At 41.7% G+C, this 26,235-nt stretch carries 24 protein-coding genes, 1 pseudogene and 1 riboswitch; of the genes and pseudogenes, 20 read left to right on the plus strand and 5 right to left on the minus strand.

Annotation, left to right across the window (positions count from 1 at the left end; genetic code table 11):
* Positions 1-126 precede the first annotated feature (126 nt).
* The 4 genes from mutL (at position 127) to ADH31_RS03000 (ending at position 4,034) form a co-directional block, all read left to right on the plus strand.
* Positions 127-2,076 (plus strand): DNA mismatch repair endonuclease MutL, encoded by a 1,950-nt coding sequence (gene mutL / locus ADH31_RS02985; protein WP_049508949.1) that lies wholly within the window; start codon positions 127-129, stop codon positions 2,074-2,076.
* A gap of 118 nt (positions 2,077-2,194) precedes the next feature.
* Entirely contained in the window at positions 2,195-2,788 is a 594-nt protein-coding gene (gene ruvA / locus ADH31_RS02990; RefSeq protein ID WP_049508950.1) for a Holliday junction branch migration protein RuvA, read from the plus strand.
* Positions 2,789-2,797: 9 nt separating this feature from the next.
* Complete coding sequence (locus tag ADH31_RS02995) at positions 2,798-3,358, plus strand: DNA-3-methyladenine glycosylase I (RefSeq protein ID WP_049508951.1); 561 nt, start codon at positions 2,798-2,800, stop codon at positions 3,356-3,358.
* Position 3,359: 1 nt separating this feature from the next.
* A complete protein-coding gene (locus ADH31_RS03000) occupies positions 3,360-4,034 on the plus strand; it encodes a CPBP family intramembrane glutamic endopeptidase (protein WP_049508952.1) in 675 nt (224 codons plus the stop codon).
* A gap of 44 nt (positions 4,035-4,078) precedes the next feature.
* Here ADH31_RS03000 and ADH31_RS03005 read toward each other — a convergent pair.
* The 4 genes and pseudogenes from ADH31_RS03005 to ADH31_RS03020 form a co-directional block, all read right to left on the minus strand.
* Positions 4,079-5,115: pseudogene (locus ADH31_RS03005) on the minus strand (S66 family peptidase).
* A 147-nt stretch (positions 5,116-5,262) separates the two neighbouring features.
* Positions 5,263-5,526, minus strand: coding sequence for a SemiSWEET family transporter (locus ADH31_RS03010; protein WP_049496815.1), 264 nt, complete (start codon positions 5,524-5,526; stop codon positions 5,263-5,265).
* 198 nt (positions 5,527-5,724) lie between these two features.
* Positions 5,725-6,399 (minus strand): DUF1129 domain-containing protein, encoded by a 675-nt coding sequence (locus ADH31_RS03015; protein ID WP_006153110.1) that lies wholly within the window; start codon positions 6,397-6,399, stop codon positions 5,725-5,727.
* A 12-nt stretch (positions 6,400-6,411) separates the two neighbouring features.
* Entirely contained in the window at positions 6,412-7,356 is a 945-nt protein-coding gene (locus ADH31_RS03020) for a magnesium transporter CorA family protein (RefSeq protein WP_049508953.1), read from the minus strand.
* A 142-nt stretch (positions 7,357-7,498) separates the two neighbouring features.
* Here ADH31_RS03020 and uvrA point away from each other — a divergent pair, with 142 nt between their 5' ends.
* From uvrA to ADH31_RS03070, 10 genes are all read left to right on the plus strand, one after another.
* Positions 7,499-10,330, plus strand: coding sequence for an excinuclease ABC subunit UvrA (gene uvrA / locus ADH31_RS03025; protein ID WP_049508954.1), 2,832 nt, complete (start codon positions 7,499-7,501; stop codon positions 10,328-10,330).
* The gene (locus ADH31_RS03030; RefSeq protein ID WP_049508955.1) at positions 10,323-11,384 is read left to right on the plus strand and encodes a M24 family metallopeptidase; all 1,062 of its coding nucleotides are present in this window, start codon (positions 10,323-10,325) and stop codon (positions 11,382-11,384) included. Before uvrA ends, ADH31_RS03030 begins: the two co-directional genes overlap by 8 nt.
* Before the next feature lie 53 nt (positions 11,385-11,437).
* Positions 11,438-11,591, plus strand: a riboswitch (M-box (ykoK) riboswitch).
* A 188-nt stretch (positions 11,592-11,779) separates the two neighbouring features.
* On the plus strand, positions 11,780-14,440 hold the full coding sequence (gene mgtA / locus ADH31_RS03035; protein WP_049508956.1) for a magnesium-translocating P-type ATPase: 2,661 nt from the start codon (positions 11,780-11,782) through the stop codon (positions 14,438-14,440).
* 135 nt (positions 14,441-14,575) lie between these two features.
* Positions 14,576-14,974: a transcriptional regulator Spx gene (gene spx, locus ADH31_RS03040; protein ID WP_000591165.1), complete on the plus strand. Its 399-nt coding sequence runs from the start codon at positions 14,576-14,578 to the stop codon at positions 14,972-14,974.
* Between the two features lie 66 nt (positions 14,975-15,040).
* Entirely contained in the window at positions 15,041-15,613 is a 573-nt protein-coding gene (locus ADH31_RS03045) for an SP0191 family lipoprotein (protein ID WP_000737513.1), read from the plus strand.
* A gap of 96 nt (positions 15,614-15,709) precedes the next feature.
* The gene (locus tag ADH31_RS03050; protein ID WP_000507060.1) at positions 15,710-15,976 is read left to right on the plus strand and encodes an IreB family regulatory phosphoprotein; all 267 of its coding nucleotides are present in this window, start codon (positions 15,710-15,712) and stop codon (positions 15,974-15,976) included.
* Positions 15,977-15,979: 3 nt separating this feature from the next.
* On the plus strand, positions 15,980-16,399 hold the full coding sequence (gene ruvX / locus ADH31_RS03055) for a Holliday junction resolvase RuvX (protein WP_045762582.1): 420 nt from the start codon (positions 15,980-15,982) through the stop codon (positions 16,397-16,399).
* Positions 16,400-16,414: 15 nt separating this feature from the next.
* Entirely contained in the window at positions 16,415-16,720 is a 306-nt protein-coding gene (locus ADH31_RS03060) for a DUF1292 domain-containing protein (RefSeq protein ID WP_000017624.1), read from the plus strand.
* 459 nt (positions 16,721-17,179) lie between these two features.
* A complete protein-coding gene (locus tag ADH31_RS03065; protein ID WP_000464362.1) occupies positions 17,180-18,418 on the plus strand; it encodes a bifunctional folylpolyglutamate synthase/dihydrofolate synthase in 1,239 nt (412 codons plus the stop codon).
* Positions 18,419-18,513: 95 nt separating this feature from the next.
* Positions 18,514-18,951, plus strand: a complete 438-nt coding sequence (locus tag ADH31_RS03070) for an SP_0198 family lipoprotein (RefSeq protein WP_049508957.1) — start codon at positions 18,514-18,516, stop codon at positions 18,949-18,951.
* 129 nt (positions 18,952-19,080) lie between these two features.
* Here the strand turns inward: ADH31_RS03070 and ADH31_RS03075 are convergent, their stop codons facing one another.
* Positions 19,081-19,893, minus strand: a complete 813-nt coding sequence (locus ADH31_RS03075; protein ID WP_049508958.1) for a Cof-type HAD-IIB family hydrolase — start codon at positions 19,891-19,893, stop codon at positions 19,081-19,083.
* 196 nt (positions 19,894-20,089) lie between these two features.
* Here ADH31_RS03075 and ADH31_RS03080 point away from each other — a divergent pair, with 196 nt between their 5' ends.
* The 6 genes from ADH31_RS03080 to recA all read left to right on the plus strand — a co-directional run bounded on the left by ADH31_RS03080 (position 20,090) and on the right by recA (position 26,138).
* Positions 20,090-21,511 (plus strand): NCS2 family permease, encoded by a 1,422-nt coding sequence (locus tag ADH31_RS03080; RefSeq protein WP_049508959.1) that lies wholly within the window; start codon positions 20,090-20,092, stop codon positions 21,509-21,511.
* A gap of 86 nt (positions 21,512-21,597) precedes the next feature.
* On the plus strand, positions 21,598-22,041 hold the full coding sequence (tsaE, locus tag ADH31_RS03085; RefSeq protein WP_049508963.1) for a tRNA (adenosine(37)-N6)-threonylcarbamoyltransferase complex ATPase subunit type 1 TsaE: 444 nt from the start codon (positions 21,598-21,600) through the stop codon (positions 22,039-22,041).
* Positions 22,031-22,552: a GNAT family N-acetyltransferase gene (locus ADH31_RS03090; RefSeq protein WP_049508960.1), complete on the plus strand. Its 522-nt coding sequence runs from the start codon at positions 22,031-22,033 to the stop codon at positions 22,550-22,552. The genes tsaE and ADH31_RS03090 overlap by 11 nt, the downstream gene beginning before the upstream one ends.
* Positions 22,553-22,556: 4 nt before the next feature.
* Entirely contained in the window at positions 22,557-23,594 is a 1,038-nt protein-coding gene (gene brpA / locus ADH31_RS03095; RefSeq protein ID WP_049502894.1) for a biofilm formation/cell division transcriptional regulator BrpA, read from the plus strand.
* A gap of 79 nt (positions 23,595-23,673) precedes the next feature.
* The gene (locus tag ADH31_RS03100; RefSeq protein WP_049508961.1) at positions 23,674-24,942 is read left to right on the plus strand and encodes a competence/damage-inducible protein A; all 1,269 of its coding nucleotides are present in this window, start codon (positions 23,674-23,676) and stop codon (positions 24,940-24,942) included.
* Between the two features lie 41 nt (positions 24,943-24,983).
* The gene (recA, locus tag ADH31_RS03105) at positions 24,984-26,138 is read left to right on the plus strand and encodes a recombinase RecA (RefSeq protein ID WP_049508962.1); all 1,155 of its coding nucleotides are present in this window, start codon (positions 24,984-24,986) and stop codon (positions 26,136-26,138) included.
* Positions 26,139-26,235: the final 97 nt, after the last annotated feature.

Genomic DNA, 26,235 nt, shown 5'->3' on the forward strand with positions numbered 1-26,235 from the left:
TGGATAGAACTGACGAAGTCAGTAACACATATACGGCAAGGCGAGACTGACGTGGTTTGAATTTGATTTTTGAAGAGTATTATTTTCAGAGAAATAGATAAAAACAGTTGAGAAAGGGGCTGGAAAATGTCTCATATTATTGAATTGCCAGAAGTATTGGCCAACCAGATTGCAGCAGGAGAAGTTATCGAGCGTCCTGCTAGCGTTGTCAAAGAATTAGTTGAAAATGCTATCGATGCTGGTTCAAGCCAGATTATCGTTGAGATTGAAGAAGCTGGTCTTAAGAAAATCCAAATAACAGATAATGGTCACGGGATTGCCCACGACGAAGTAGAGTTGGCCCTCCGTCGTCATGCCACTAGTAAGATAAAGAATCAGGCAGATCTCTTTCGGATTCGCACGCTGGGTTTTCGTGGTGAAGCCCTGCCTTCAATCGCTTCTGTTAGTGTTTTAACTTTGTTGACTGCGGTGGATGGAGCAAGTCACGGGACCAAGTTAGTGGCTCGTGGGGGAGAAGTTGAGGAAATCATTCCAGCGACCAGTCCTGTGGGGACTAAGGTTTGTGTGGAAGACCTTTTTTTCAACACACCAGCTCGTCTCAAGTATATGAAGAGTCAGCAGGCAGAGTTGTCCCACATCATTGATATTGTTAATCGTCTGGGGCTAGCCCATCCTGAGATTTCCTTTAGCCTGATTAGCGATGGCAAGGAAATGACACGAACAGCTGGTACGGGTCAACTGCGCCAAGCCATTGCTGGGATTTATGGTTTAGCCAGTGCCAAAAAGATGGTTGAGATTGAGAATTCTGACCTAGACTTTGAAATTTCTGGTTTTGTGTCCTTGCCGGAATTAACACGGGCTAATCGTAACTACATCAGTCTCTTTATCAATGGCCGTTATATCAAAAACTTCCTGCTCAATCGTGCTATTTTAGATGGTTACGGCAGCAAGCTCATGGTGGGGCGTTTTCCACTAGCTGTTATTCACATCCAGATTGACCCTTACTTAGCCGATGTCAATGTGCATCCAACCAAGCAAGAGGTGCGTATTTCTAAGGAAAGAGAGCTGATGACACTGGTTTCAGAAGCTATTGCAAAGAGTCTCAAGGAACATACCTTGATTCCAGATGCCTTGGAAAATCTGGCAAAGTCTACCGTACGCAATCGTGAAAAAGTAGAGCAAACCATTCTCCCGCTTAAAGAAAATAATCTTTACTACGAGCAAACGGAGCTGACAAGACCGCCTCAAGCTGAGGTAGCAGACCATCAGGTGAATCTGACTGAAGAAAGACAGGATTTGAACCTCTTCGCTAAGGAAACCTTGGATCAGCTGACCAAACCAGCAAAACTGCATTTTGCAGAGAGAAAGTCTATCAGTTACGACCAACTGGATCATCCTGAGTTAGATATGGCTAGTTTGGATAAGGCTTATGACAAGCTGGAGCGAGAAGAATCTTCAAGCTTCCCGGAGTTGGAATTTTTCGGTCAGATGCATGGAACCTATCTCTTTGCCCAAGGTAGAGATGGGCTTTACATCATAGACCAACACGCAGCTCAGGAGCGGGTTAAGTATGAGGAGTATCGCGAAAGTATTGGCAATGTTGACCAGAGCCAGCAGCAACTCCTAGTGCCCTATATCTTTGAATTTCCTGCGGATGATTCCCTTCGCCTCAAGGAAAGAATGTCTCTTTTAGAGGAAGTTGGCGTCTTTCTAGCAGAGTACGGGGAGAATCAATTTATCTTGCGCGAACATCCCATTTGGATGGCAGAGGAGGAAATTGAATCTGGAATCTATGAGATGTGCGACATGCTCCTCTTGACCAAGGAAGTTTCAATCAAGAAATACCGAGCTGAACTAGCCATTATGATGTCCTGCAAGAGGTCTATCAAGGCTAACCACCGTATCGATGATCACTCGGCTAGACAACTCCTCTATCAACTCTCTCAATGTGATAACCCCTATAACTGTCCACACGGACGTCCTGTTTTGGTTCACTTTACCAAGTCGGACATGGAAAAGATGTTCCGTCGCATTCAGGAAAATCATACCAGCCTCCGAGAGCTAGGAAAATACTAATACTCTTCGAAAATCTCTCTAAACTGCGTCAGCCTTACCTTGCCTAACTCAAGTTATGCCTACGGTTAGCTTCCTAGTTTAGATTTGATTTTCATTGAGTATAATTGAAGGGAAAATTATGTACGAATATCTAAAGGGTATTATTACCAAAATTACTGCCAAATACATCGTTCTAGAAGCAAACGGAATCGGCTATATCCTACACGTAGCTAACCCCTATGCCTACTCAGGACAAGTCAACCAAGAAGCGCAAATCTATGTGCATCAAGTCGTTCGCGAAGATGCTCATCTCCTTTACGGTTTCCGCTCAGAAGACGAGAAAAAGCTCTTTCTCAGCTTGATCTCTGTGTCAGGCATTGGTCCTGTTTCCGCTCTTGCCATTATTGCAGCTGATGACAATGCAGGCCTTGTCCAAGCTATCGAAAGCAAGAACATCACCTACTTGACCAAGTTCCCTAAAATCGGTAAGAAAACAGCCCAACAGATGGTGTTGGACTTAGAAGGGAAAGTTGTTGTGGCAGGAGACGATCTCCCTGCTAAAACTGCAGCTCCATCTAGCAGTGATAACCAAGAATTGGAAGAAGCCATGGAAGCCATGTTGGCCTTGGGCTACAAGGCAACTGAGCTTAAGAAAATCAAGAAATTCTTTGAAGGAACGACAGATACAGCTGAGAACTATATCAAGTCTGCCCTCAAGATGTTGGTGAAATAGGAGAAGTCTATGCCAAAACGTTGTGGCTGGGTCAAAATGAACAACCCGCTATATGTAGCCTACCATGATGAGGAGTGGGGCCAGGCCCTCCATGATGACAGGGCACTTTTTGAGTTGCTCTGTATGGAGACCTATCAGGCTGGTCTTTCTTGGGAAACGGTGCTCAATAAACGCCAGGCCTTCCGTCAAGTTTTTAATGGTTACCAAATTCAAGCTGTTGCAGACATGACGGATGAAGAGCTAGAAGTTTTGATGAATAATCCAGTAATTATCCGCAATCGTGCCAAGATATTTGCGACGCGAGCTAATGCCCAGGCCTTTCTACAAGTTCAGAAAGAGTATGGCTCTTTTGATGCTTATCTCTGGTCTTTTGTAGATGGGAAGACCATTGTTAATGATATCCCGGACTACAGTCAAGCACCAGCCAAAACGCCTTTGTCTGAAAAAATATCCAAGGATCTCAAAAAACGAGGCTTTAAGTTTACGGGTCCTGTTGCAGCTTTGTCATTTCTACAGGCTGCCGGTCTGGTTGATGACCATGAGAATGATTGTGAATGGAAGGGAAAGTGAAATGAAGTCTAATAAAAATAAGGGAGTTCTGATTTTTGGGCTCCTCTATACAATTCTTTTTGTGTTTGATGGTATACGAGTATTTGATTCTCCATTGCCTTCTTCTGCAGGGACTTATTTAGTCTATACCATCATGTTTGTGTATGGTTGCTTCTTATTTAAGTCCCTATTGCTCCCAAAGTGGGAAGAGGTTAGAACTTCTAAAAGGAAATTTATCTTTGGGGTTTTAAAAGGCTGGGCCTTGCTTTTCATTTTAACCATTCTCTTTGGGCTCCTATCGGAAATGTTGAGACAGATGTTGGGATTAAGCGGACAGGGACTAAACGAGGCTAATATACAAACTGCCTTTAAAGAACAACCACTACTGATAGCGGTTTTTGCCTGTGTCATAGGCCCTTTAGTGGAAGAGCTCTTTTTCCGTCAAATTTTATTGAGATATTTAAGGAAAAGTCTGCCAACTTGGCTGAGTGTCTTTTTGGTCGGCCTTGCCTTTGCGCTTACTCATATGCACAGTTTGTCTTTATCAGAGTGGGTCGGTGCAGTCGGATACCTAGGTGGGGGCCTTGCCTTTTCTATTATTTATGTGAAAGAAAAGGAGAATATCTACTATCCCCTACTTGTTCACATGTTAGGCAATAGCCTAGCCTTGATCATTTTAGCCATCGGTAGTATGTGATGAAAATGCTAGTAACGATACTGAAAAAAGCTGAGAAATTCATCTCAGCTTTCTTTGTTATAGTCAAAGCGAATGACTTGATCCGTTGCGTCTACATACGCGTGGACTCCAAAGGGAACAATTGCTCTTGGTGTGGCATGACCAACGTTTAGATTATAGACAATCGGGGTATTGCTGTCAATGATATCCAATAGTGCCTCTTTATAGTCGTCATAGAAAGTTTCATCCATAGGTTTTCCGACCAAGAGTCCACTGATGACTTCAAATATCCCAGTTTCCTTTAAAGTCCGCAACATCTTTTGAAATCATCAGGTTCAGGCTTTTCTTCACTTGTTTCTAGCAAGAGGATTTTTCCTTTCCAGTCGGATAAGTCAGGGAAGAGTCTGTACTTTTGGCAGAGTTCTGTACTGTCTACATATCGAGAGTTGTCAAAGATATCGTAGAGGGATTCGAGGCAACCACCGAGGATTTTTCCCTCGAACTGGGCAGTTCCTTGTAGCAAGTCAAAACCTGTATTTGCATGGCTGACACGAGGTATTCCCAAAGCTTTGGGACTGAAGTCAGTTCTTTCCTCATACCAAACGTCACTAGGTCGAATTTCCGAGATTCTTCCCGTCTCAATCAATTCTTTGAAGTAGTGGAGGCTGTATGGCAACATTTCTTTGTCTAACTCACAAATGTCTGCTAAAAAGGATTGACCATAAAAAGTCTTGATTCCTAGTTTATGCAACATGAGGTGGTTCATAGTTGTATCCGAGAAGCCAAGAAAAATCTTTTGTTTGATAACCTTTTGTAGTTGGTCATTTTCAAAAAGATAAGGCAATAAACGATAGGTATCGTCTCCACCGATGGCGCATAAGATCATGTCGATGCTATCATCAGAAAATGCCTGCATCAAATCCTCCGCACGAGCTTCAGGATGGTCCTTGATAAAGTCTAAGCCTTTTAGCGAATGGGGTAAAAAGATAGGATTGAGTCCGAGGCCCTTGAGACGTTGGACACCCAAGTCCATTTCGTGTTTGACAAAGTCTTCTCCGATAATCCCACTAGATAAACTTATAATACCAATAGTAGAAGTCATATATTATCCTCCTAGAAAAAATTGATGCTATTGTATCACAAAAGATGAGGGAAAACAACAAGAATTAGAGTCAGAAGAAGGCTTTTAGATCAAGAAAGTAGTAAAAAAGCAACCAATCATGTGGTTGCTTTTATAGTAGTTGATTTCTTATAGAGCAGTAAGGAAGGTCAGTCCGCCAAGGACAACCCCAGCCGAGTTTGGAATGATTAGAATCCAGTCTTTCTTAGGCTCTTTTGTCCATCCATAAATGACCCAGATTAAGCAAGAGACTGCTGCTGATAAAGGTTGAAATGGTTGAGCTTTGTTCCCTTGTAAATTGGCAAAAATTTGGGGGATGTAGGCTATAAATACAATAATCCCGATAAAGGCACCAATTGAACCAACAATTTGATTAATTCTCTGTTTAGTCATATATATTTCTCCTTATTACTTTATTAGTATAACAGAAAAACAACTTGGATTCAAGGATAAAACCTCGGGATTCCAAGGGAAGGCTTTACATTAGAATGTTATTAGAAAATGTGTTTACTTCTTTTGAGAATCGAAAAATGATTTGGAACTACAAAAAAAGTAGTCTGTCTACAAAACACACTACTTTCATTGTTTATCTTAATATCTAGCTGGTCCTGCACTTGCGCTCTTGATGTTGAAACGTTTCTTGAGGTAGAAACGTAGGGCAAGGAGAGCTCCTCCAATCACCAACAAAACAAGAGGTGGTAAGCTGATGTTGATGGCTTGTGGAAGGAAGTTACTCAAGAAGAGGATGAAGACCCAGGCAAACATGGTTGCTAGCATGACCAAAAGTGATTTCCAGAATGGTGGGCGTTGGCTACGGTCAGTATCTGGTCCGTAGTAGCGGTAAATGAAGTGGTAGAGAAGATAGAAGGCAACTCCACCAAAGGCCCCTACACTGATAAGTGTTACCAATCCGTAGGCCACAGGTTGGTTTGAGAAGAAGCTCATCAAGGCGCTAACTACTGCAAATAATCCTGTGATGAAAAGGGCTGAATCCAACATCATCAATTTTGGATCGTCGTTTTCTTTTGGATGTTCTTTCTCGAATTGCTCTTTTTCGCTGAAACTATGAGCCCAGTGAGTTGGTGCTCCGTAGATAGAACGAGCTGTCACCCCTTTTGGTTGTTCTTCAAGGATATGAGGAATGACTTCTTCAAGGATAGCCTTGATTTCAGCATCTGTTTTTCCGTCCTTGAGAAATTGCTGGGTTGCAATATGGATAAATTCTTGGTTTTTCTTTGTTAATTCTTTTAAATCAATCTGTGACATAATAACTCCTGTTTAGAACCATTTTTTATGGATGAGGTAAAGAGTGAGAGAAACACTCATAGCAAAGGCGATAAAGACGATGAGCCAGAAAGCATGCGGTTCTCCGTTTAAAGGGATTTCATTGTCCTTAAAGTTCATTCCGTAAGCTGAGAAAATCATAGTCGGGATAGACATAACGATGGTCACGAGGGCCAAGGTTTTCATGATATTGTTCTGGTTGTTCGAAATGATAGAGGCAAAGGTCTCTGTCATAGAGTGAAGGACGTTTCCATAGATATCCGCCATCTCGATGGCCTGTTGCGTTTCAATCAAGGTGTCTTCAAGTAAGTCTTCGTCTTCAAGGTATTTCTTAATATTGCTAGTTGCGCTAGTCAGTTTTTTAATCACGCGCTCGTTTGTCTTAAGAGAGGCCTTGAAGTAGACGATGGTCTTTTCCAACTCCATGAGTTCAATCAATTCTTCATTTCGAGTAGACTTGTGAAGTTGGGTTTCGATTTGCTCACTCTTACGTTCAATTGAACGAAGGGCTGTCAGATAAATTTCAGCGTTGCGGTAGAGGATTTGAAAGATAAAGCGCGAACGCATGAAGGTATAGAAATTCCGAAGTCTCCGATTGATAAAGACATCTAGAAGTGGGAGAGGTTCCAAGCAAGTAGTAATGATAGCCTCCTCTGTGATGATAATCCCCAAGGGAATGGTCACATAGTAGGTCTGGTTGTTTCTTTCCTCAGTAATGGGAACGTCCACGATGATCAAGGTGTACTCATCTTCGATGGTGATACGAGACATCTCTTCCGCATCGAGTGGTGCACGGAGGTCAGCGATATCAATATCAAAGGCAGAGGCGATTTCCATCGATTCGCTTTGGGTAGGATTAACGAGATTGATCCAAGTGCCCGGCTGGAGCGTATCGATCTCTTTAAATTCAGTTGTTGTTGAGAGAAAGACTTGTTTCATATCTCCTATCCTTTCCTAATCTAATCCGTGTTTCAGTGATTTTTAGCACCGTACTATTATACTACAAAATCGGCTTTTTTGGTAATAGAATTTCACTTTTTTTGGTATAATGGAAAGCAACAATGGACTAGAAAGAAGTAACATGCAAGATAAGATTGTCATCCATGGGGCTCGCGCCCATAATTTAAAAAATATTGACGTGGAAATTCCACGTGACAAGCTAGTTGTGGTGACGGGGCTGTCGGGTTCGGGCAAGTCCAGTCTTGCCTTTGATACCCTTTATGCAGAGGGGCAACGCCGCTATGTAGAGAGTTTGTCAGCCTATGCTCGTCAGTTCTTGGGCAATATGGAAAAACCAGATGTGGATTCTATCGACGGTCTCAGCCCTGCCATTTCCATTGACCAGAAAACGACCAGTAAAAACCCTCGCTCAACGGTTGGGACAACAACGGAAATCAACGACTATCTACGTCTCCTCTATGCTCGTGTAGGAACACCCTACTGTATCAATGGACATGGGGCTATCAAGGCTTCGTCTGTAGAGCAGATTGTCGACAAGGTCTTGGAATTGCCAGAGCGCCAGCGTCTGCAGATTTTGGCTCCTGTTATTCGTAAGAAAAAAGGGCAACATAAGACTCTGATTGAAAAGATTCAAAAGGATGGTTACGTCCGTGTCCGTGTCGATGGCCTTGTCTATGATGTGACCGAAGTTCCTGAACTTGAAAAGAATAAACAACATACCATCGATGTGGTGGTAGACCGTATTATCATTAAAGAAGGTATCCGTAGTCGTCTCTTTGATTCGATCGAAGCAGCCCTCCGTATCGCTGAAGGTTATGTAGTTATTGATACTATGGATGATTCGGAGTTACTCTTTTCAGAACACTACGCTTGTCCAGTCTGTGGCTTTACAGTTCCGGAACTAGAACCCCGTCTCTTCTCCTTCAATGCACCCTTTGGCTCCTGTAGTGAGTGTGATGGTTTGGGGATCAAGCTAGAGGTTGATACGGACTTAGTCGTACCAGATGCTAGCAAGACCCTTCGTGAGGGAGCCTTAGCACCTTGGAACCCTATCTCTTCTAACTATTATCCAAACATGCTAGAACAAGCTATGACAGCCTTCGGAGTGGACATGGATACTCCTTTTGAAGCCTTGTCAGAGGAGGATAAGAATCTCATTTTCTATGGTTCAGATGGTAAAGAGTTCCATTTCCACTATGAAAATGAATTCGGCGGAGTTCGTGATATCGACATTCCTTTTGAAGGTGTTATAGGGAATATTAAGCGACGTTACCATGAAACCAATAGCGACTACACCCGCACTCAGATGCGCCTTTATATGAATGAGCTAACTTGCGGAACCTGTCGTGGTTATCGTCTCAATGACCAGGCCCTATCTGTTCGAGTAGGGGGAGAAAAAGGACTCCATATCGGAGAAATTTCAGACCTCTCCATCGCAGACCATTTGGAGGCTATTGATCAGTTGAGCCTATCAAAAAATGAAGCTATCATCGCTCGTCCTATCCTGAAGGAAATCAAGGACCGCTTGACCTTCCTCAATAATGTCGGTCTCAACTATCTGACCCTTTCTCGTTCGGCAGGAACCTTATCAGGTGGGGAGAGCCAACGTATTCGCTTGGCAACCCAGATTGGTTCCAACCTCTCAGGAGTCCTCTATATCTTAGATGAGCCGTCTATCGGTCTTCACCAAAGGGACAATGACCGTCTGATTGCCAGTCTGAAAAAGATGCGTGATTTGGGGAACACCTTGATCGTGGTAGAACACGATGAAGACACCATGCGAGAGGCTGATTATCTGATTGACGTTGGTCCTGGTGCAGGGGTCTTTGGTGGAGAGATTGTAGCAGCAGGAACGCCTAAGCAGGTGGCTTGCAACAGTAAATCCATTACAGGCCAGTACTTGTCAGGAAAACGTGCGATTCCAGTGCCGTCAGAACGCCGCGTTGGGAACGGTCGCTTTATCGAAGTGACAGGTGCGCGTGAAAACAACCTACAAAATATCACCGCTCGCTTCCCTCTCGGAAAATTCATTGCGGTGACAGGGGTGTCGGGTTCAGGGAAATCGACCCTAATCAACAGCATCCTCAAAAAAGCCATTGCTCAAAAGCTCAATCGCAATTCAGACAAACCTGGGAAGTTTAAGACTATTACAGGAATCGAGCATATCGACCGTCTGATAGATATTGACCAAAGTCCAATAGGACGAACACCGAGGTCTAATCCTGCGACCTATACAGGTGTCTTTGATGACATTCGAGACCTCTTTGCTCAGACAAATGAAGCCAAGATTCGAGGCTACAAGAAGGGTCGTTTCAGTTTCAATGTCAAGGGTGGTCGCTGTGAAGCCTGCTCGGGTGATGGGATTATCAAGATTGAGATGCATTTCTTGCCAGATGTATACGTAGCGTGTGAAGTCTGCCATGGAACTCGTTACAATAGCGAAACCCTGGAAGTTCACTACAAGGAAAAGAATATCTCGCAAGTCTTGGATATGACCGTCAACGACGCAGTAGAATTTTTCCAACACATTCCGAAAATTCAACGCAAACTCCAGACCATCAAGGATGTTGGTCTAGGTTATGTGACCTTAGGACAACCAGCTACGACACTTTCTGGAGGGGAGGCCCAGCGTATGAAGCTGGCTAGCGAACTCCACAAGCGCTCGACAGGTAAGTCCTTCTACATTTTAGATGAGCCGACAACTGGTTTGCATACTGAGGACATCGCTCGACTACTCACCGTTTTGTCTCGCTTTGTCGATGATGGAAATACAGTTCTCGTGATCGAGCACAATCTGGATGTCATCAAAACAGCAGACCATGTTATCGACTTAGGACCAGAAGGTGGTGTGGGTGGCGGAACCATTATCGCAACAGGAACACCAGAAGAAGTAGCTGCCAATGAAGCCAGCTATACAGGACAGTATTTGAAAGGAAAGTTACATCATGAATAAACGTGTGCAAGCATTTTTAGATAAAATGCAAGAAAAAGAACTAGATGGAATCATTATCAACAACCTCAAAAATGTCTACTATTTGACAGGATTTTGGGGTTCAAATGGAACAGTCTTCATCAGTCGTGACCGTCAGGTCTTGGTGACAGATGCCCGCTATATCATTGCTGCCAAGCAAGAAGTAACTGGTTTTGAGATTTTTGCGGAGCGTGACGAGTTGGCTACTATCGCAAAAATTGCAAAAGACCTGGGTCTTTCTCGTATCGGGTTTGAAGATGAGATTTCAGTTTCTTATTACCATCGCATGCAATCCGCCTTTGAAGGTTTGGAACTAGTTCCACAGAAACAGTTTGTTGAGGCGCTTCGTATGATTAAGGATGAGACAGAGATTGCGACTATTCGTAAGGCTTGTTCCATCTCAGACCAAGCTTTCCACGATGCTCTTGACTTTATCAAACCAGGTAAGACAGAAATTGAAATTGCCAACTTCCTCGACTTCCGTATGCGAGAGCTTGGAGCTGCCGGTTTGTCTTTTGATACGATTCTAGCGAGTGGCATCAACTCTTCTAAACCCCATGCCCACCCAATGCACAAGCCAGTAGAACTAGGCGAAGCTATCACTATGGACTTTGGATGCCTTTACGAGCATTATGTCAGTGATATGACTCGGACCATCTACCTCGGTCATGTCAGTGACGAGCAGGCAGAGATTTACAATACAGTTCTAAAAGCCAACCAAGCATTGATTGACCAAGCTAAGGCTGGTTTAGGTTTCCGAGACTTTGATAAGATTCCTCGTGATATTATTGTGGAAGCAGGCTATGGAGAATATTTTACTCACGGTATCGGGCATGGTATTGGACTTGATATTCACGAAGAACCTTACTTTAGCCAAACTTCCAAAGAAGTTATCAAAACTGGTATGGTCTTGACTGATGAACCAGGTATTTATATTGAAGGTAAATACGGGGTTCGTATCGAAGATGATATCCTGATTACAGATACAGGTTGTGAGTTATTAACCCTTGCTCCAAAAGAATTAATCGTAATCTAAGAAAAATGAGATAAATCATTGACTTTTACTAGTTAAAGGTTTATACTGAAAGGTGAAAACGGTAGGTGAGGCTACCATAGGGATACGGATGACTACCGCAAAGCAGTGGAGACACTACTCGTTGGTCAACAGTCCTGGTCGCGAAGGTCAAGACTAAGCTCATTACATCGCCCTATGGAGTTAAAGCTTGAACGAAAACAGATCATAAGTTTTTTAGTCCTGCCATTTTATGGCAGGACTTTCTGCTGTTTTAGAAGAAAGGAGACAAACGATGCAAATTGACGATCATCCAGAACCGCACATACACAGCCAATCGCTGATTTGTGTCGTTTTGTCCTTATAAAGTGATTGGTCCCTGTGTATGAAATTACCATTCATACAGATAGGAGAAACCAATGAAAACTACAAAAGAAAGACTAGCAGCAGCTATTCAAACCCCATTAAAAGATAGTCTAGCTTTTTACCATACAAGTCTAAAAGGCTTAGACCAAGAACAAGTCGAAGAAAACCGTGACTTATATGATGAAAACACCATTACCAAGGGTCAAGAGGATTCCATCTTTAAAAAGATTTATGAGTCCATTATCAATCCTTTCACAATCATTTTGCTTGTGATTGCCTTTATCTCTCTCGTTACAAATGTCTGGCTTGCCAAACCTGGTCAAGAAGATCCAACGACATCTATCATTATCGTTGTCTTGGTTTTGATTTCAGGAGGCATCCGTTTTGTCCAAGAATTGCGAAGCGATAAGGCAACAACCAATCTTTCAAAAATGATTGTCAACACAGCAACTGTTATTCGCGATGGTCTTGAACAAGAGTTACCTATCGATGAGTTGGTTGTGGGAGACCTCGTGAAATTGAGTGCGGGAGATATGATTCCTGCAGATGTTATCTTGTTTGAATCCCGCGACTTTTTTGTTCAACAGTCAGGTTTGACTGGAGAAAGCGATGCAGTCGAAAAGCTTGCTTTAAATAAAGCCACTAGTCAAAATATAGAGAGTCTTTTAGAAGCAGAATCTTTGGCATTCATGGGGACAAACGTTATCTCAGGAAGTGCTACAGCTATGGTTCTCGCTGTTGGTGATGACACCATGATGGGAGCTATTGAGCAAACTCTCAACACCTATGATGAGCCAACTTCTTTTGAACGTGAAATGAACAGCATTTCTTGGCTCTTGATCCGCTTGATGCTTGTCATGGTTCCGATTGTGTTTTTTGCAAATGGGTTGACCGATGGAGACTGGCTAGAGGCTGGAGTCTTTGCCTTGAGTGTCGGTGTCGGACTGACACCAGAAATGCTTCCAATGATTATCACAGCCAGCTTGGCCAAAGGTTCCATTATCATGGCCAAGGAAAAGGTGGTTATCAAAAAACTCAATGCTATTCAAGACCTAGGAGCAATCGATATCCTATGTACGGACAAAACAGGAACTCTAACGCAAGATGAGATTGTCTTAGAATATCCCTTGGATATCCATGGTGATTTGGATATGGCGGTCTTAAGAAGAGCTTATCTAAATTCACATTTCCAAACAGGTTTGAAAAACTTGATGGACCGTGCCATTATCAGTAGAACTGAAAAAGAATCCAAAGAACACGCTATTCTACAAGATTTGGATAAAATCTTCCAAAAGATTGATGAACTGCCTTTTGACTTTGAACGCAGACGCATGAGTGTCATCGTCAAAGACGACAGCAATGTCGTTAGTATGGTTACTAAAGGTGCTTTGGAAGAAATGTTGAACATTTCGACTCATGTGGAATATCGCGGAGAAATCATTCCCCTAACCGAAGACATTCGCCAAGAAGTATTAGCAGAAGTTGGTCAATTAAACCGTCAAGGTTTGCGTGTTTTAGGTGTTGGTTACAAGTCAGGTCTACGTGAAGATTATGCCTATGCTGTGACTGATGAAAGTGACATGATCCTTACAGGTTACCTTGCCTTTTTGGATCCGCCAAAACCATCTGCAGCACCAGCCATTCAAGCTCTACTTGAGCATGGTGTCAAAACAAAAATTTTAACTGGGGATAACGAAAAAGTAACCCAAGCCATTTGTGAAAAGGTTGGTTTGGACGTTGAGCATATGCTCTTAGGGGCTGACATTGACCAAATGACAGATCAAGAATTGGCAGAAGCGGTTGAAAGTGTAACAGTATTTGCTAAATTGTCTCCTGATCAAAAAGCCCGTATCATTCTACAGTTAAAGAAAAATGGTCACGGTGTTGGTTATATGGGTGACGGTATTAATGACGCTCCATCCATGAAGGTGGCAGATGTCGGTATTTCTGTAGATACAGCAGTAGACATCGCCAAGGAAACTGCGGATGTTATTTTGCTAGACAAGGATCTCATGGTTCTTGAAACTGGTATCGTTGAGGGTCGTAAGGTCTACGCCAACATGACCAAGTACATCAAGATGACCGTCAGTTCAAACTTTGGGAATATCTTCTCACTCCTTGTTGCGAGTATTTTCTTACCATTTTTACCAATGGCTCCTGTTCATCTCATTGTCCTAAACCTAGTCTATGATTTGTCTTGTGTGGCATTGCCATTTGATAATGTGGATCAAGACTTCCTTAAACAACCCCATACATGGGAAGCAAAATCCATTACGCGATTTATGGTTTGGATGGGACCGATCTCATCAGTCTTTGATATTTTGACCTTTATCTTCCTCTACTTTATCATTGTTCCATTGGTGACAGGTCATCACTATGTTCACGGGTCTGAATCTGCCCTTCAGTTTATTATCTTGTTCCAAACAGGATGGTTCATCGAATCTATGTGGTCTCAAACTATGGTCATCCATATGCTTCGTACAGCAAAAGTTCCTTTTGTACAAAGCAGACCAGCTTGGCTTGTGATTTTGATGACTCTGGTTGCAGCCTTTTTCGTAACCAGTCTACCTTATGGACCACTAGTAAATATCCTTCGTCTAGCACCCTTAGGACTTCCTTACTTCTTGTTCTTAATTTGTATTATTTTCTTGTATATGTTTAGCGTCACAGTTATTAAGAAATTTTACATTAAGAAATATAAAGAATGGTTATAGTTCGTGTTTTGTCAAGAAAAAAGTTCAAAAATTGCCAAAAAAGTTAAAATTTTTTAAAAATAGGTCGCAAGTCCGATGTTTTTTATGGTATAATAGTCTAAACTGATAGTAACATGTAGCGAAAGGGGTAGGTACATGATCAAAATTTATACAGTCTCAAGTTGTACTAGCTGTAAAAAAGCGAAGACCTGGCTCAATGCCCACCAGTTAAGTTATAAAGAACAAAACCTTGGTAAGGAAGGAATCACGAGAGAAGAACTACTTGATATTTTGACAAAAACAGACAATGGAATTGCAAGTATCGTATCATCGAAAAATCGTTATGCAAAGGCCCTTGGTGTTGATATCGAAGATTTGAGTGTCAATGAAGTGCTCAACCTAATCATGGAAACACCACGTATCTTGAAAAGTCCGATTCTTGTAGATGAGAAACGCCTACAAGTTGGCTATAAAGAAGACGATATCCGTGCCTTTTTGCCACGCTCTGTCCGTAATGTGGAAAATGCAGAAGCGCGTTTACGTGCGGCTCTATAAAACATCAAGGCTGGGAGTGACTCCTGGCCTTCTCTAATATTTAAATTGGATAACATGTGAGGATTTATGAAAAAGTTAGTCATTGGAACATTCGCAGCACTATTTTTGCTCGTTGGATGTGGTCAGAAAAAAGAAACAGCAGCTTCAACTACTGAGAGTTCTCAAGAAGCCCTACAGTCTACCTTGCCCGTATTAGAAAATGCAACCAAGAATACAGTTGTTACCAAGACCTTGGTTTTGCCAGCTGATGAGAGTGGAGCACAGCAAACTCAAATCATTACCTACAAAGGCAATCAATTTTTAAGCTTGACCATTCAGCAAAAGCGTCCTGTATCAGAAGATTTAAAAAATTATATTTCTGAGCGAGGATTAGATGAAGCTAAAAAAGCTCTTAAAGAAGCTGAGGACAAGGATGAGTCTGTTCAAGCGGCTCGAAAAATTTCAGGATTTACCATTGAAACGACTCTTTTAAATGAGAAAGAAATGGAAACCAAGACTAGCTATGATTTCCAAACACTGGATCTCAAAAAAGCAAGTGAAAACGAATACTTGAAGAATGTTGGACTGGAAAATCTATTGAAAAACGAACCAGAGGACTATATTGCTAATCGTGTTGCAAATGGGGCAACAGTCCAGTAAAAAGTCAGAGAAAATCAGCAGAATCAGACTGTGTGATTTGTAGAACGACCGCGAATGTGCTATAATAGTACTATTCTAAGGAAAGAGGGTGTTAGAATGGGATTTACTGAAGAAACCGTACGTTTTAAATTGGACGATTCCAATAAAAAAGAAATCAGTGAAACATTGACAGATGTCTATGCTTCTTTGAATGAAAAGGGCTATAACCCTATTAACCAGATCGTGGGCTATGTTCTCAGTGGAGACCCAGCTTACGTTCCTCGTTATAACAATGCACGAAATCAAATCCGTAAGTATGAGCGAGATGAAATCGTTGAAGAATTGGTTCGCTACTACCTTAAAGGACAAGGAGTCGATCTATAATCTATGAGAATTATGGGATTGGACGTTGGTTCCAAAACGGTAGGAGTAGCGATTAGCGATCCGTTAGGTTTTACGGCACAAGGGCTTGAAATCATCCAAATCAATGAAGAACAGGGAGAGTTCGGTTTTGAACGCCTCAAGGAACTGGTTACTACCTATAAGGTAGACCGTTTTGTTGTTGGTTTGCCTAAAAATATGAACAATACCAGCGGACCGCGCGTGGAAGCCAGTCAAGCCTATGGGGCCAAACTAGAAGAACTCTTTGGTCTACCAGTAGAGTATCAAGATGAACGCCTAACTACGGTCGCTGCAGAGCGTATGTTGATTGAGCAAGCAGATATTAGTCGCAATAAGCGTAAAAAAGTTATTGATAAACTAGCTGCTCAATTAATTTTGCAAAATTATTTAGATAGAAAATTTTAAGACAGAGGAGAAACTATGTCACACGATCACAACCACGATCACGAAGAACGTGAACTTATTACACTTGTAGATGAGCAAGGAAACGAAACTTTATTTGAAATCCTTTTGACTATTGACGGAAAAGAAGAATTTGGTAAAAACTATGTCCTTCTTGTACCAGTTAATGCAGAAGAAGATGAAAACGGCGAAGTTGAAATTCAAGCTTATTCATTCATCGAAAATGAAGATGGAACAGAAGGCGAATTGCAACCAATCCCTGAAGATTCAGAAGATGAATGGAACATGATTGAAGAAGTCTTCAACAGCTTTATGGAGGAGTAAAAACATCCAGTGGATGTTTTTAGCCCTGCGCTAGAAATTGGAAATGCAGGTAGTCTGGGAGACTGTATCAGCCCAGTTCCTTGAAATAAGGAAGAACTGGTAAGTCCAGTGGATGTTTTTAGCCCAGTTCCTTAAAATAAGAGAGAGCTGGCGAGTTTGGGGGACGTTTTTAGCCCAACTCCTAGAAGCTGGAGAGAGTTGGTAAGTCGGGGGAACGTTTTTAGCCTTACGCTAAAAGTAAAGACCGTAAGTAAGTCTGGGAGACTGTATCAGCCCAGTTCCTTGAAATAAGAGAGAGCTGGCGAGTTCGGGGAACGTTTTTACCCCAACTCCTAGAAACTAGGGAGAGTTGGAACGTCCGGGGGACATTTTTCTCCCATACTAGAATTAAATACTAGCTAATGAAGTAAAAAGCGAAGAGAATCTTCGCTTTTTTATTAAGGATTAAGGAGATTAAGCGTGTTTGAAGTAGAAAAATGGCTTCATAGTCGAATCGGTTTGAATTTTAGATCAGGTTTGGGGCGGATGCAGAGAGCGGTAGACTTGCTGGGGAACCCTGAGCAAGCCTATCCTATTATCCATGTGACAGGGACAAATGGAAAGGGTTCAACCATCGCCTTTATGAGAGAGCTCTTTCTTTCTCATGGTAAGAAGGTGGGGACCTTTACTTCGCCCCACATTGTTAGCATCCATGATCGGATTTGTATCAATGGTCAACCTATATCGGATGCAGACTTTATCCGTTTAGCAAATCAAGTTAAGGAAATGGAGCAAAGACTTCTAGAAACACACGATCAGCTATCTTTTTTTGAGTTGTTAACCGTGATTGCTTTGCTTTATTTTAAAGAACAAGAGGTGGATCTAGTTCTATTAGAAGTTGGGATTGGTGGACTTCTTGATACCACTAATGTGGTGACTGGAGAGATTGCAGTTATTACTTCAATCGGCCTAGATCATCAGGAGACCTTGGGCAATAGTCTGGAAGAAATCGCTGAACAGAAAGCAGGAATTTTTAAGCCAGAAAGAGTAGCAGTGATTGCAAACTTAGCTCCTGAAGCCCAGCTCGTTTGTCAAAAGATAGCAGAAGATTTAGATGTAACTCTCTACCAAGCTGACCGAGATTTTTCTTTCAAATCAGGAAATTTTTCTTCTTCTCTAGCGGATTTGACCCAATTAAAACTGGGTTTGGAAGGAGCTTATCAAGAGGAAAATGCCGCCCTTGCTTTGCAGGCATTTCTGTTGTTTATGACAGAGAGAGGTGAAAAGGTCAATGAGGAAGCTATCCGGTATGCTCTGAAAACAACCAGTTGGGCTGGGCGTCTAGAAGCTGTTACGGAGCACATTTATCTAGATGGTGCCCACAATCTACCAGCCTTGGAGCGGTTAGTTGAATTTATCCAGGAAAAAATTCAGCAAGGTTATCAACCTCAAATCCTTTTTGGAGCTTTAAAGCGTAAAGATTACAGTGGTATGCTTGGTTATCTGACAGATCATTTACCTGATACAGCTCTCTATGTGACGAGCTTTGATTATCAGGGATCTTTGGAGGAGAAAGATTTGAGCGACTATCATAGAGTTGCTTCCTATCGAGACTTTATAGATGATTTTGAAAAGTCTGCAGGTGAGAAAGACTTACTGTTTGTTACAGGTTCCCTCTATTTTATATCTGAAGTTCGTGCCTACCTTATAAAAACATAGTTGCTTGATTGACCTTGTTTCCTTTATTTGATATAGTATAAGTAGAATAGTTCTGCAGTTTTTCTGCCTTTAGCTCCTGAAAGAAAGGAGACATTATGTCACTAAAAAAATTTACACTTTCTCTTGCTACTGTAGTAAGTCTTAGTCTTTTAGTTGCTTGTTCGTCAACAACTAAGTCGACACCTTCATCCCAAGCAAGCCCTAGCTCTGAAGTGAGCACTAGTCAAGTATCAGAAACCAGTGCTTCAAGTTCTACTACTAGTGCAAAGACTGACGTAACTACTAATATAGATGGGACCTACAAGGGACAAGACGAGGGTGATAGCATTACTCTTGTAGTCACTGGAAATACCGGAACGTGGACAGAAGTTGAAGCGAACGGAGATAAAGAGGTGAAGAAGGTGACCTTCGAACCAGAAAATCAGAGAGTCTTTATTGGAGACGATATCAAGATTTATGTGGCAGAGGAGAACCAGATTATTATCGATGACATGGACCGTGAGGCTTCAGATCGTATCGTTTTAAAGAAATAGACATCATTTGTTGGGATTTGGATCTGTAAAAGACGGATTCAAATCCTTTTTTTATTGACTTTGAGCTCAAAAAAATTCCATACTCTTAAGGTAGCTAATGCCTACCCCAAAAGTATAGAATGAGTGAAATTAAAGAAATCGTTCCTGTAAAAAGTGAGCGACGCCATCTTCTTCATTGGTCAATGGTAATTGCTCGTCTGCGAAAGGTAACAGAGCAGGATTAGCATTTTTCATGGCATAGCCTTTACTTGCAAAAGAAAGCATTTCTTGGTCATTGTGTTCGTCACCAAAGGCAATCAAATTCTGTTTGTCTATATTCATGACCTTGAGAAGATATTCGAGGGCAAAGGCCTTGTGAACTCCTTTGGGAGTACATTCGAGAATGTTCAAAGGGCCACCCCAAGTGTTAATATTGAGTTGGTGCTTGTAAAAGCTGTTCATCTCTTCAGCTAGTGCATATTTATCATCTGCCCTAGTTTGTAATAAAATACAGTTAGGCCCCTTGGTCACTAAATCAGACTGGAATTGGTTTTCAGGGCGAAAGTTTTCAACACCAAATAATTTAGGGTTGGCAATTTCTTTGTCTGGAGCCGTAATGTAAAACTTTTTACGGTATTCACCTGCGATAAAGTCTGCCTCGATCTCCTCTTTTCGTTTCACGATATCCAAGAGGTATTTTTTGTCCACAGTCAGACACTTTTCATGTTTCCAAGTCTTACCTGGCAGATGAGTGAGTGAACCGTTGAAGTTGATCATAGGGGTTTCAAGTTCAAGTTGATCATAAAAATCTTTGGCCATACGGTAAGGGCGACCAGTTGCGATAACAACTTGGTGGCCTTTTTTAGAGATTTTTTTAATCGTTTCAATAGTAAAATCAGAAAGTTTGCTTTCAGAGTTGAGCAAGGTTCCGTCCAAATCGACGGCAATCATTTTTTTAGTCATAAAATCCTCCCGAATCTAGTTTCAGATAAGATGTTTTCTATTATATCAGAAAGTGACTAGAAAAGCTGATAATAAGCGAAAATAGAGACAATAATATCTAATAAGAATTTTTAAAATCAGAAAAAACATCTTGAAAAGATGAATGATTGGTGATATAATGGTAGTATTGTTCGTAAAATGACAAAGGAGATTAAAAATGGACAAACTATTTAAACTAAAAGAGCACGGGACAGATGTCCGTACAGAGGTTCTTGCTGGTTTAACAACTTTCTTTGCAATGAGTTACATTCTCTTTGTAAACCCTCAAATGCTTTCACAAACAGGAATGCCTGTTCAGGGTGTATTCTTGGCGACAATTATTGGTTCTGTTGTGGGAACTTTGATGATGGCCTTCTATGCTAACTTGCCATATGCGCAAGCTCCAGGTATGGGACTAAATGCCTTCTTCACATTTACCGTCGTATTTGGGATGGGTTATAAATGGCAAGAAGCCCTTGGAATGGTCTTCATCTGTGGGATTATTTCATTGATTATTACATTGACCAATGTTCGTAAAATGATCATCGAATCTATTCCTACAACTCTTCGTTCAGCGATTTCAGCAGGTATTGGGGTTTTCCTTGCTTATGTTGGGATTAAAAATGCTGGTCTCTTGAAATTCTCGATTGACCCAGGTACTTATACAGTAGCAGGTGAAGGAGCAGATAAGGCTCAAGCAGCACTTACTGCAAACTCAGCAGCTGTTCCAGGATTGGTAGACTTCAACACTCCAGCTGTCTTGGTAGCTCTTGCAGGTATTGCCATTACTATCTTCTTCGTTGTTAAGGGGATCAAAGGTGGTATCATCCTTTCTATTTTGACAACGACAGTTCTTGCGATTGCTGTTGGTCTTGTTAATTTGTCTAGCATTGACTTTGCAAGCAATAATCTTTCATCAGCAGTTAACGACCTAGGAACTTTGTTTGGTGCTGCTCTTGGTTCAGAAGGATTGGGATCTCTGATTTCAAACACTTCTCGTTTGCCAGAAACCTTGATGGCCATTCTTGCTTTCTCATTGACAGATATTTTTGATACTATCGGTACTCTTATCGGTACTGGTGAAAAAGTTGGTATCATTGCAACAAGTGGTGAAAACCATGAGTCAGCTAAATTGGATAAGGCTCTTTACTCTGACTTGGTGGCAACTTCAGTAGGTGCTATTGCAGGTACTTCAAACGTTACAACTTATGTTGAGTCTGCAGCGGGTATCGGTGCTGGTGGACGTACTGGTTTGACAGCTTTGGTTGTTGCCATCTGTTTTGCCCTATCAAGCTTCTTTAGCCCACTTCTAGCAATTGTTCCAACAGCTGCAACTGCACCAATTTTGATCATCGTCGGAATTATGATGCTTTCTAACTTGAAAAATATCCCTTGGGATGATATGGCTGAAGCTGTTCCAGCTTTCTTCACATCTATCTTTATGGGATTCAGCTACTCAATCACACAAGGGATTGCTGTTGGTTTCTTAACTTATACTTTGACGAAGGTTGTCAAAGGTCAAGTGAAAGATGTGCATGTCATGATTTGGATTTTGGATGCCTTGTTTATCTTGAACTACATCAGTATGGCTCTTAACTAATGAAAAAAACTAAAAAAAGAGGGGAGTCTCCTCTTTTTTTGTTGATGGAAATATCACAAAATAAAACTTTTTGGTATAATAAATACATGTACACAAAAAATGAAGATGAGTTGATTGCACTTGGGGAAAAGCTAGGGCACTTGTTAGAAAAAAATGATGTGTTGATTTTGACTGGTGAATTAGGTGCTGGGAAAACAACGCTAACAAAGGGTCTGGCTAAGGGATTAGGCATTCATCAAATGATTAAGAGTCCTACTTATACCATTGTTAGAGAATATGAAGGACGTCTACCCCTGTATCACTTAGATGTTTATCGCATCGAAGGGGATGCAGATTCTATCGACTTGGATGAATTCCTTTTTGGTTCAGGTGTAACGGTTATTGAGTGGGGACATCTATTGGGGGAAAATCTTCCATCAGATTATCTGGAGTTAGAAATCCTTAAAAAAGATGAGGGCCGAGAAATCGTCTTTCATGCTCATGGCCAAAGAGCGACAGAACTTTTGAAAGGATTGACGGATGGAGTATGATCTTTTAATCCGTGAAGCGGAAGCCCAGGATGCTTCAGCGGTCATTGCTCTCTTAGATCAAATTGGTCAAGAGACTAGTTTTACCAGTCTGGATGAAAATGGGATTGCAATGAGTGAATCCGAAATGCGATGTTTTATTGACAAGCAGGCCAAGTCGGATAATCAAATTACCCTACTCGCTTTTTTGAATGACGAGTTAGTAGGAATCATCAATACAACAGCTGATCAACGTCCGCGAGTCCGTCATATTGGAGATGTCTTTTTAGGAATAAAAAAAGCTTACTGGGGAAATGGTCTCGGTAGTATCTTGATGGAAGAAACTATTGAATGGGCCAAATCAAGTGGTAGTATTCGACGTTTACAATTGACAGTTCAAAAAAGAAATCTTGCTGCGGTACATCTGTATGAAAAAATGGGCTTTAACATAGAAGGATTACAGGAACGTGGTGCTTGTATAGAAGGAGGAGAATTTCTAGATGTTTACCTAATGGGTCAACTGATAGATGAATAAGAGTATGGCAAAAAAGATAATCGGAATGTTTTTAGGCTTTGTTCTTGTGACAGTACTTGGTGTGGGAGCTTATGCCTATACGATTTACCAACAGAGTACGCAGACTTTGGCCAAAACCTATAAAAAAATCGGAGAAGAAACCAAGGTCATTGAAGCGACCGAACCTCTGACGATTTTGCTTATGGGAGTGGACACAGGGAATGTTGAACGTACAGATCCATGGGCTGGTAATAGTGATTCAATGATCTTGGTGACGGTGAATCCTAAAACCAAGAAGACAGTCATGATGAGTTTGGAGCGTGATATTCTCACACAAATTCAGCAACCAGATGGTAGTGTAATAGAGGCTAAACTCAATGCCGCCTACGCCAATGGTGGAGCAGAGTTGTCTATTTCAACGATTCAAAAAATGATGAATATCCACATTGACCGTTATGTCATGGTCAACATGCATGGACTTCAAAGAATGGTTGATGCAGTAGGTGGAATTACAGTGAACAACACTCTAGGTTTCCCAATCTCTATCCAAGATCAGGAACCATTTAATACGATTTCTATCGGTGTTGGTGAACAGAAGCTAAATGGTGAAGAAGCCCTTGTTTATTCACGTATGCGTTATCAGGATCCAGAAGGAGACTATGGTCGTCAAAAACGCCAGCGTGAAGTGATTCAAAAAGTTGTCGAGAAGATTCTTAGTCTGAACAGTGTGAGCCACTATCAAGAGATTTTGAAGGCTCTTAGTGACAATATGCAGACAAATATCGAGATTACAACGACAACGATTCCTCAGTTGATGGGTTATCAAGATTCATTTAAGAATATTGAGTCTCAACAATTGCGTGGAGAGGATGCAATGCTTCAAGGGACATCTTACCAAATCGTGACATCTGAGCATATGTTAGAGATGCAAAATCTTTTACGCCGTTCGCTCGGGCAACCAGAGGTTACGAATTTGGAGACCAACGTAGTCTTGTATGAGAATCTTTATGGTCAGGGTCAGTTGCCTCAATCTACTAGTGTTGCAGTAGAAGAGTTAGAATAATAGGAAACTATTCATCAAATCGTAGGAATTATCCTGCGATTTTTTCAAAGAAATCCGAATAGGTAAGTAGGAGGAAAAAATGAAAGCAGAAATTATAGCTGTTGGAACAGAGATTTTGACAGGACAAATTGTCAATACCAATGCGCAATTCTTGTCTGAAAAGTTGGCTGAAATCGGTGTAGATGTCTATTTTCAGACAGCTGTAGGAGATAACGAGGCTCGTCTCTTATCCTTGTTAGAAATTGCTCAGAATCGCAGTAGTCTAGTTATTTTAACAGGTGGCTTGGGGCCAACGGAAGATGATTTGACCAAGCAAACTTTGGCTCAATTTTTAGGACGTGACTTGACTTTTGATCCTCAGGCTCAGGCTAAGCTAGATGACTTTTTTGCTCATCGACCAGACTATGCTAGAACTCCAAATAATGAACGCCAGGCTCAAATCGTTCAAGGTTCAACTCCATTACCAAACGAAACAGGACTGGCAGTCGGTGGCATGATCGAGGTGGCTGGGGTAACCTACGTCGTTCTACCAGGACCTCCAAGTGAATTGAAACCTATGGTCTTAAATGAGTTGCTTCCAAGATTGACAACGGGATCTAAGCTCTATTCACGTGTGCTTCGTTTCTTTGGCATTGGTGAGAGCCAGCTAGTGACCATTCTATCAGATTTGATTGACCAGCAGACGGATCCCACCTTGGCACCTTATGCTAAAACTGGGGAAGTGACGCTTCGCTTATCGACCAAGGCTAAGAGTCAAGAAGAAGCGGATCGTGTTCTAGATACTTTAGAACAAAAAATCCTTGAAAGAGAAACTTTTGAGGGTGTTTCACTTCGAGAAATTTGCTATGGCTATGGGGAAGAAACCAGCCTGGCTAGCCTGGTAGTAGAAGAGTTGAAAAAGCAAAAGAAAACTATCACTGCAGCAGAAAGCTTGACTGCAGGTCTTTTTCAAGCTACTTTGGCTGATTTCTCAGGTGTATCTGCTATCTTTAAAGGTGGTTTTGTGACCTATAGCCTTGAAGAAAAAGCTAAGATGCTTGATATTCCACATGCTGAATTGGAAAAACACGGAGTCGTCTCAGCCTTTACTGCTGAAAAAATGGCTGAACAGGCACGAATCAAGACTCAGTCAGATTTTGGCATTAGTTTGACAGGAGTGGCTGGACCAGATAGCCTAGAAGGACATCCAGCAGGTACCGTCTTTATCGCTTTGGCGCAAGCTTCGGGGACAGAAGTTATCCAGGCCAATATCGCAGGTAGAAGTCGTGCAGATGTGCGAGAAATTGCAGTCTTACATGCCTTTAACCTAGTTCGCAAAGCTTTATTAAGTGATGGAGATTTGTTATAATAGAAGAAGGTCTAAGGACTATTAGAATACAGGAGAATAAAATGGCGAAAAAACCAACAAAAAAATTAGACGAAATTGGCAAAAAATTTGGTGCTGATCGTGAAAAAGCCCTAAACGATGCCCTTAAATTGATTGAAAAAGACTTTGGTAAGGGTTCAATCATGCGCTTGGGTGAGCGTGCAGAGCAAAAGGTCCAAGTGATGAGCTCAGGTTCTTTGGCTCTTGATATTGCACTCGGATCAGGTGGTTATCCAAAGGGACGTATCATTGAAATCTACGGGCCAGAATCATCAGGTAAGACAACGGTTGCCCTTCATGCGGTAGCGCAAGCACAAAAAGAAGGTGGAATTGCTGCCTTTATCGATGCAGAGCACGCTCTTGATCCAGCCTATGCAGCAGCGCTTGGTGTTAATATCGATGAATTGCTCTTGTCACAACCAGACTCAGGGGAGCAAGGTCTTGAAATTGCGGGGAAATTGATTGATTCAGGTGCAGTTGATCTTGTTGTTATCGACTCAGTTGCAGCTCTTGTACCTCGTGCGGAAATCGATGGAGATATCGGAGATAGCCACGTTGGTCTTCAAGCTCGTATGATGAGCCAGGCTATGCGTAAACTTGGAGCTTCTATCAATAAGACAAAAACTATCGCTATCTTCATCAACCAATTGCGTGAAAAAGTAGGGGTTATGTTTGGTAATCCAGAGACAACTCCTGGTGGACGCGCCCTTAAATTCTACGCTTCTGTCCGTTTGGATGTTCGTGGAAGCACACAAATCAAGGGAACTGGTGACCAAAAAGATATGAGCGTAGGTAAGGAAACCAAGATTAAGGTTGTTAAAAACAAGGTAGCTCCACCATTCAAAGAAGCCTTTGTTGAAATCATGTATGGAGAAGGAATTTCAAGAACTGGTGAGCTTTTGAAGATTGCAAGTGATCTTGACATCATCAAGAAGGCAGGAGCATGGTACTCTTATAAGGATGAGAAAATCGGGCAAGGTTCTGAAAATGCTAAGAAATACTTGGCAGATCACCCAGAAGTCTTTGATGAGATTGACCACCAAGTTCGTGTCAAGTTTGGCTTGATTGAAGATGATGCAGTAGCTGATGAAAAAGTTGCACCTGCGGAATCAGAAGTAGCTAATCAAGAAGTGACTCTTGACCTTGGCGATGATCTTGAAATCGAAATTGAAGATTAAAAAGTAAAAGTGGCGGAGGAATCCCCACTTTTCTGTTATCTTGGACTAAAGAACTGATACTCAATGAAAATCAAAGAGCAAACTAGGAAGCTAGCCG

This window comes from Streptococcus pseudopneumoniae (genome assembly GCF_001072375.1).
GTDB lineage: Bacteria > Bacillota > Bacilli > Lactobacillales > Streptococcaceae > Streptococcus > Streptococcus pseudopneumoniae_L.

What these genes read in the sequence shown, in the direction of transcription:
- mutL (WP_049508949.1), top strand. Translation starts at nt 127, where the DNA reads ATGTCTCATATTATTGAATTGCCAGAAGTATTGGCCAACCAGATTGCA.
- ruvA (WP_049508950.1), top strand. Translation starts at nt 2,195, where the DNA reads ATGTACGAATATCTAAAGGGTATTATTACCAAAATTACTGCCAAATAC.
- ADH31_RS02995 (WP_049508951.1), top strand. Translation starts at nt 2,798, where the DNA reads ATGCCAAAACGTTGTGGCTGGGTCAAAATGAACAACCCGCTATATGTA.
- ADH31_RS03000 (WP_049508952.1), top strand. Translation starts at nt 3,360, where the DNA reads ATGAAGTCTAATAAAAATAAGGGAGTTCTGATTTTTGGGCTCCTCTAT.
- ADH31_RS03010 (WP_049496815.1), bottom strand. Translation starts at nt 5,526, where the DNA reads ATGACTAAACAGAGAATTAATCAAATTGTTGGTTCAATTGGTGCCTTT.
- ADH31_RS03015 (WP_006153110.1), bottom strand. Translation starts at nt 6,399, where the DNA reads ATGTCACAGATTGATTTAAAAGAATTAACAAAGAAAAACCAAGAATTT.
- ADH31_RS03020 (WP_049508953.1), bottom strand. Translation starts at nt 7,356, where the DNA reads ATGAAACAAGTCTTTCTCTCAACAACAACTGAATTTAAAGAGATCGAT.
- uvrA (WP_049508954.1), top strand. Translation starts at nt 7,499, where the DNA reads ATGCAAGATAAGATTGTCATCCATGGGGCTCGCGCCCATAATTTAAAA.
- ADH31_RS03030 (WP_049508955.1), top strand. Translation starts at nt 10,323, where the DNA reads ATGAATAAACGTGTGCAAGCATTTTTAGATAAAATGCAAGAAAAAGAA.
- mgtA (WP_049508956.1), top strand. Translation starts at nt 11,780, where the DNA reads ATGAAAACTACAAAAGAAAGACTAGCAGCAGCTATTCAAACCCCATTA.
- spx (WP_000591165.1), top strand. Translation starts at nt 14,576, where the DNA reads ATGATCAAAATTTATACAGTCTCAAGTTGTACTAGCTGTAAAAAAGCG.
- ADH31_RS03045 (WP_000737513.1), top strand. Translation starts at nt 15,041, where the DNA reads ATGAAAAAGTTAGTCATTGGAACATTCGCAGCACTATTTTTGCTCGTT.
- ADH31_RS03050 (WP_000507060.1), top strand. Translation starts at nt 15,710, where the DNA reads ATGGGATTTACTGAAGAAACCGTACGTTTTAAATTGGACGATTCCAAT.
- ruvX (WP_045762582.1), top strand. Translation starts at nt 15,980, where the DNA reads ATGAGAATTATGGGATTGGACGTTGGTTCCAAAACGGTAGGAGTAGCG.
- ADH31_RS03060 (WP_000017624.1), top strand. Translation starts at nt 16,415, where the DNA reads ATGTCACACGATCACAACCACGATCACGAAGAACGTGAACTTATTACA.
- ADH31_RS03070 (WP_049508957.1), top strand. Translation starts at nt 18,514, where the DNA reads ATGTCACTAAAAAAATTTACACTTTCTCTTGCTACTGTAGTAAGTCTT.
- ADH31_RS03075 (WP_049508958.1), bottom strand. Translation starts at nt 19,893, where the DNA reads ATGACTAAAAAAATGATTGCCGTCGATTTGGACGGAACCTTGCTCAAC.
- ADH31_RS03080 (WP_049508959.1), top strand. Translation starts at nt 20,090, where the DNA reads ATGGACAAACTATTTAAACTAAAAGAGCACGGGACAGATGTCCGTACA.
- tsaE (WP_049508963.1), top strand. Translation starts at nt 21,598, where the DNA reads ATGTACACAAAAAATGAAGATGAGTTGATTGCACTTGGGGAAAAGCTA.
- ADH31_RS03090 (WP_049508960.1), top strand. Translation starts at nt 22,031, where the DNA reads ATGGAGTATGATCTTTTAATCCGTGAAGCGGAAGCCCAGGATGCTTCA.
- brpA (WP_049502894.1), top strand. Translation starts at nt 22,557, where the DNA reads ATGGCAAAAAAGATAATCGGAATGTTTTTAGGCTTTGTTCTTGTGACA.
- ADH31_RS03100 (WP_049508961.1), top strand. Translation starts at nt 23,674, where the DNA reads ATGAAAGCAGAAATTATAGCTGTTGGAACAGAGATTTTGACAGGACAA.
- recA (WP_049508962.1), top strand. Translation starts at nt 24,984, where the DNA reads ATGGCGAAAAAACCAACAAAAAAATTAGACGAAATTGGCAAAAAATTT.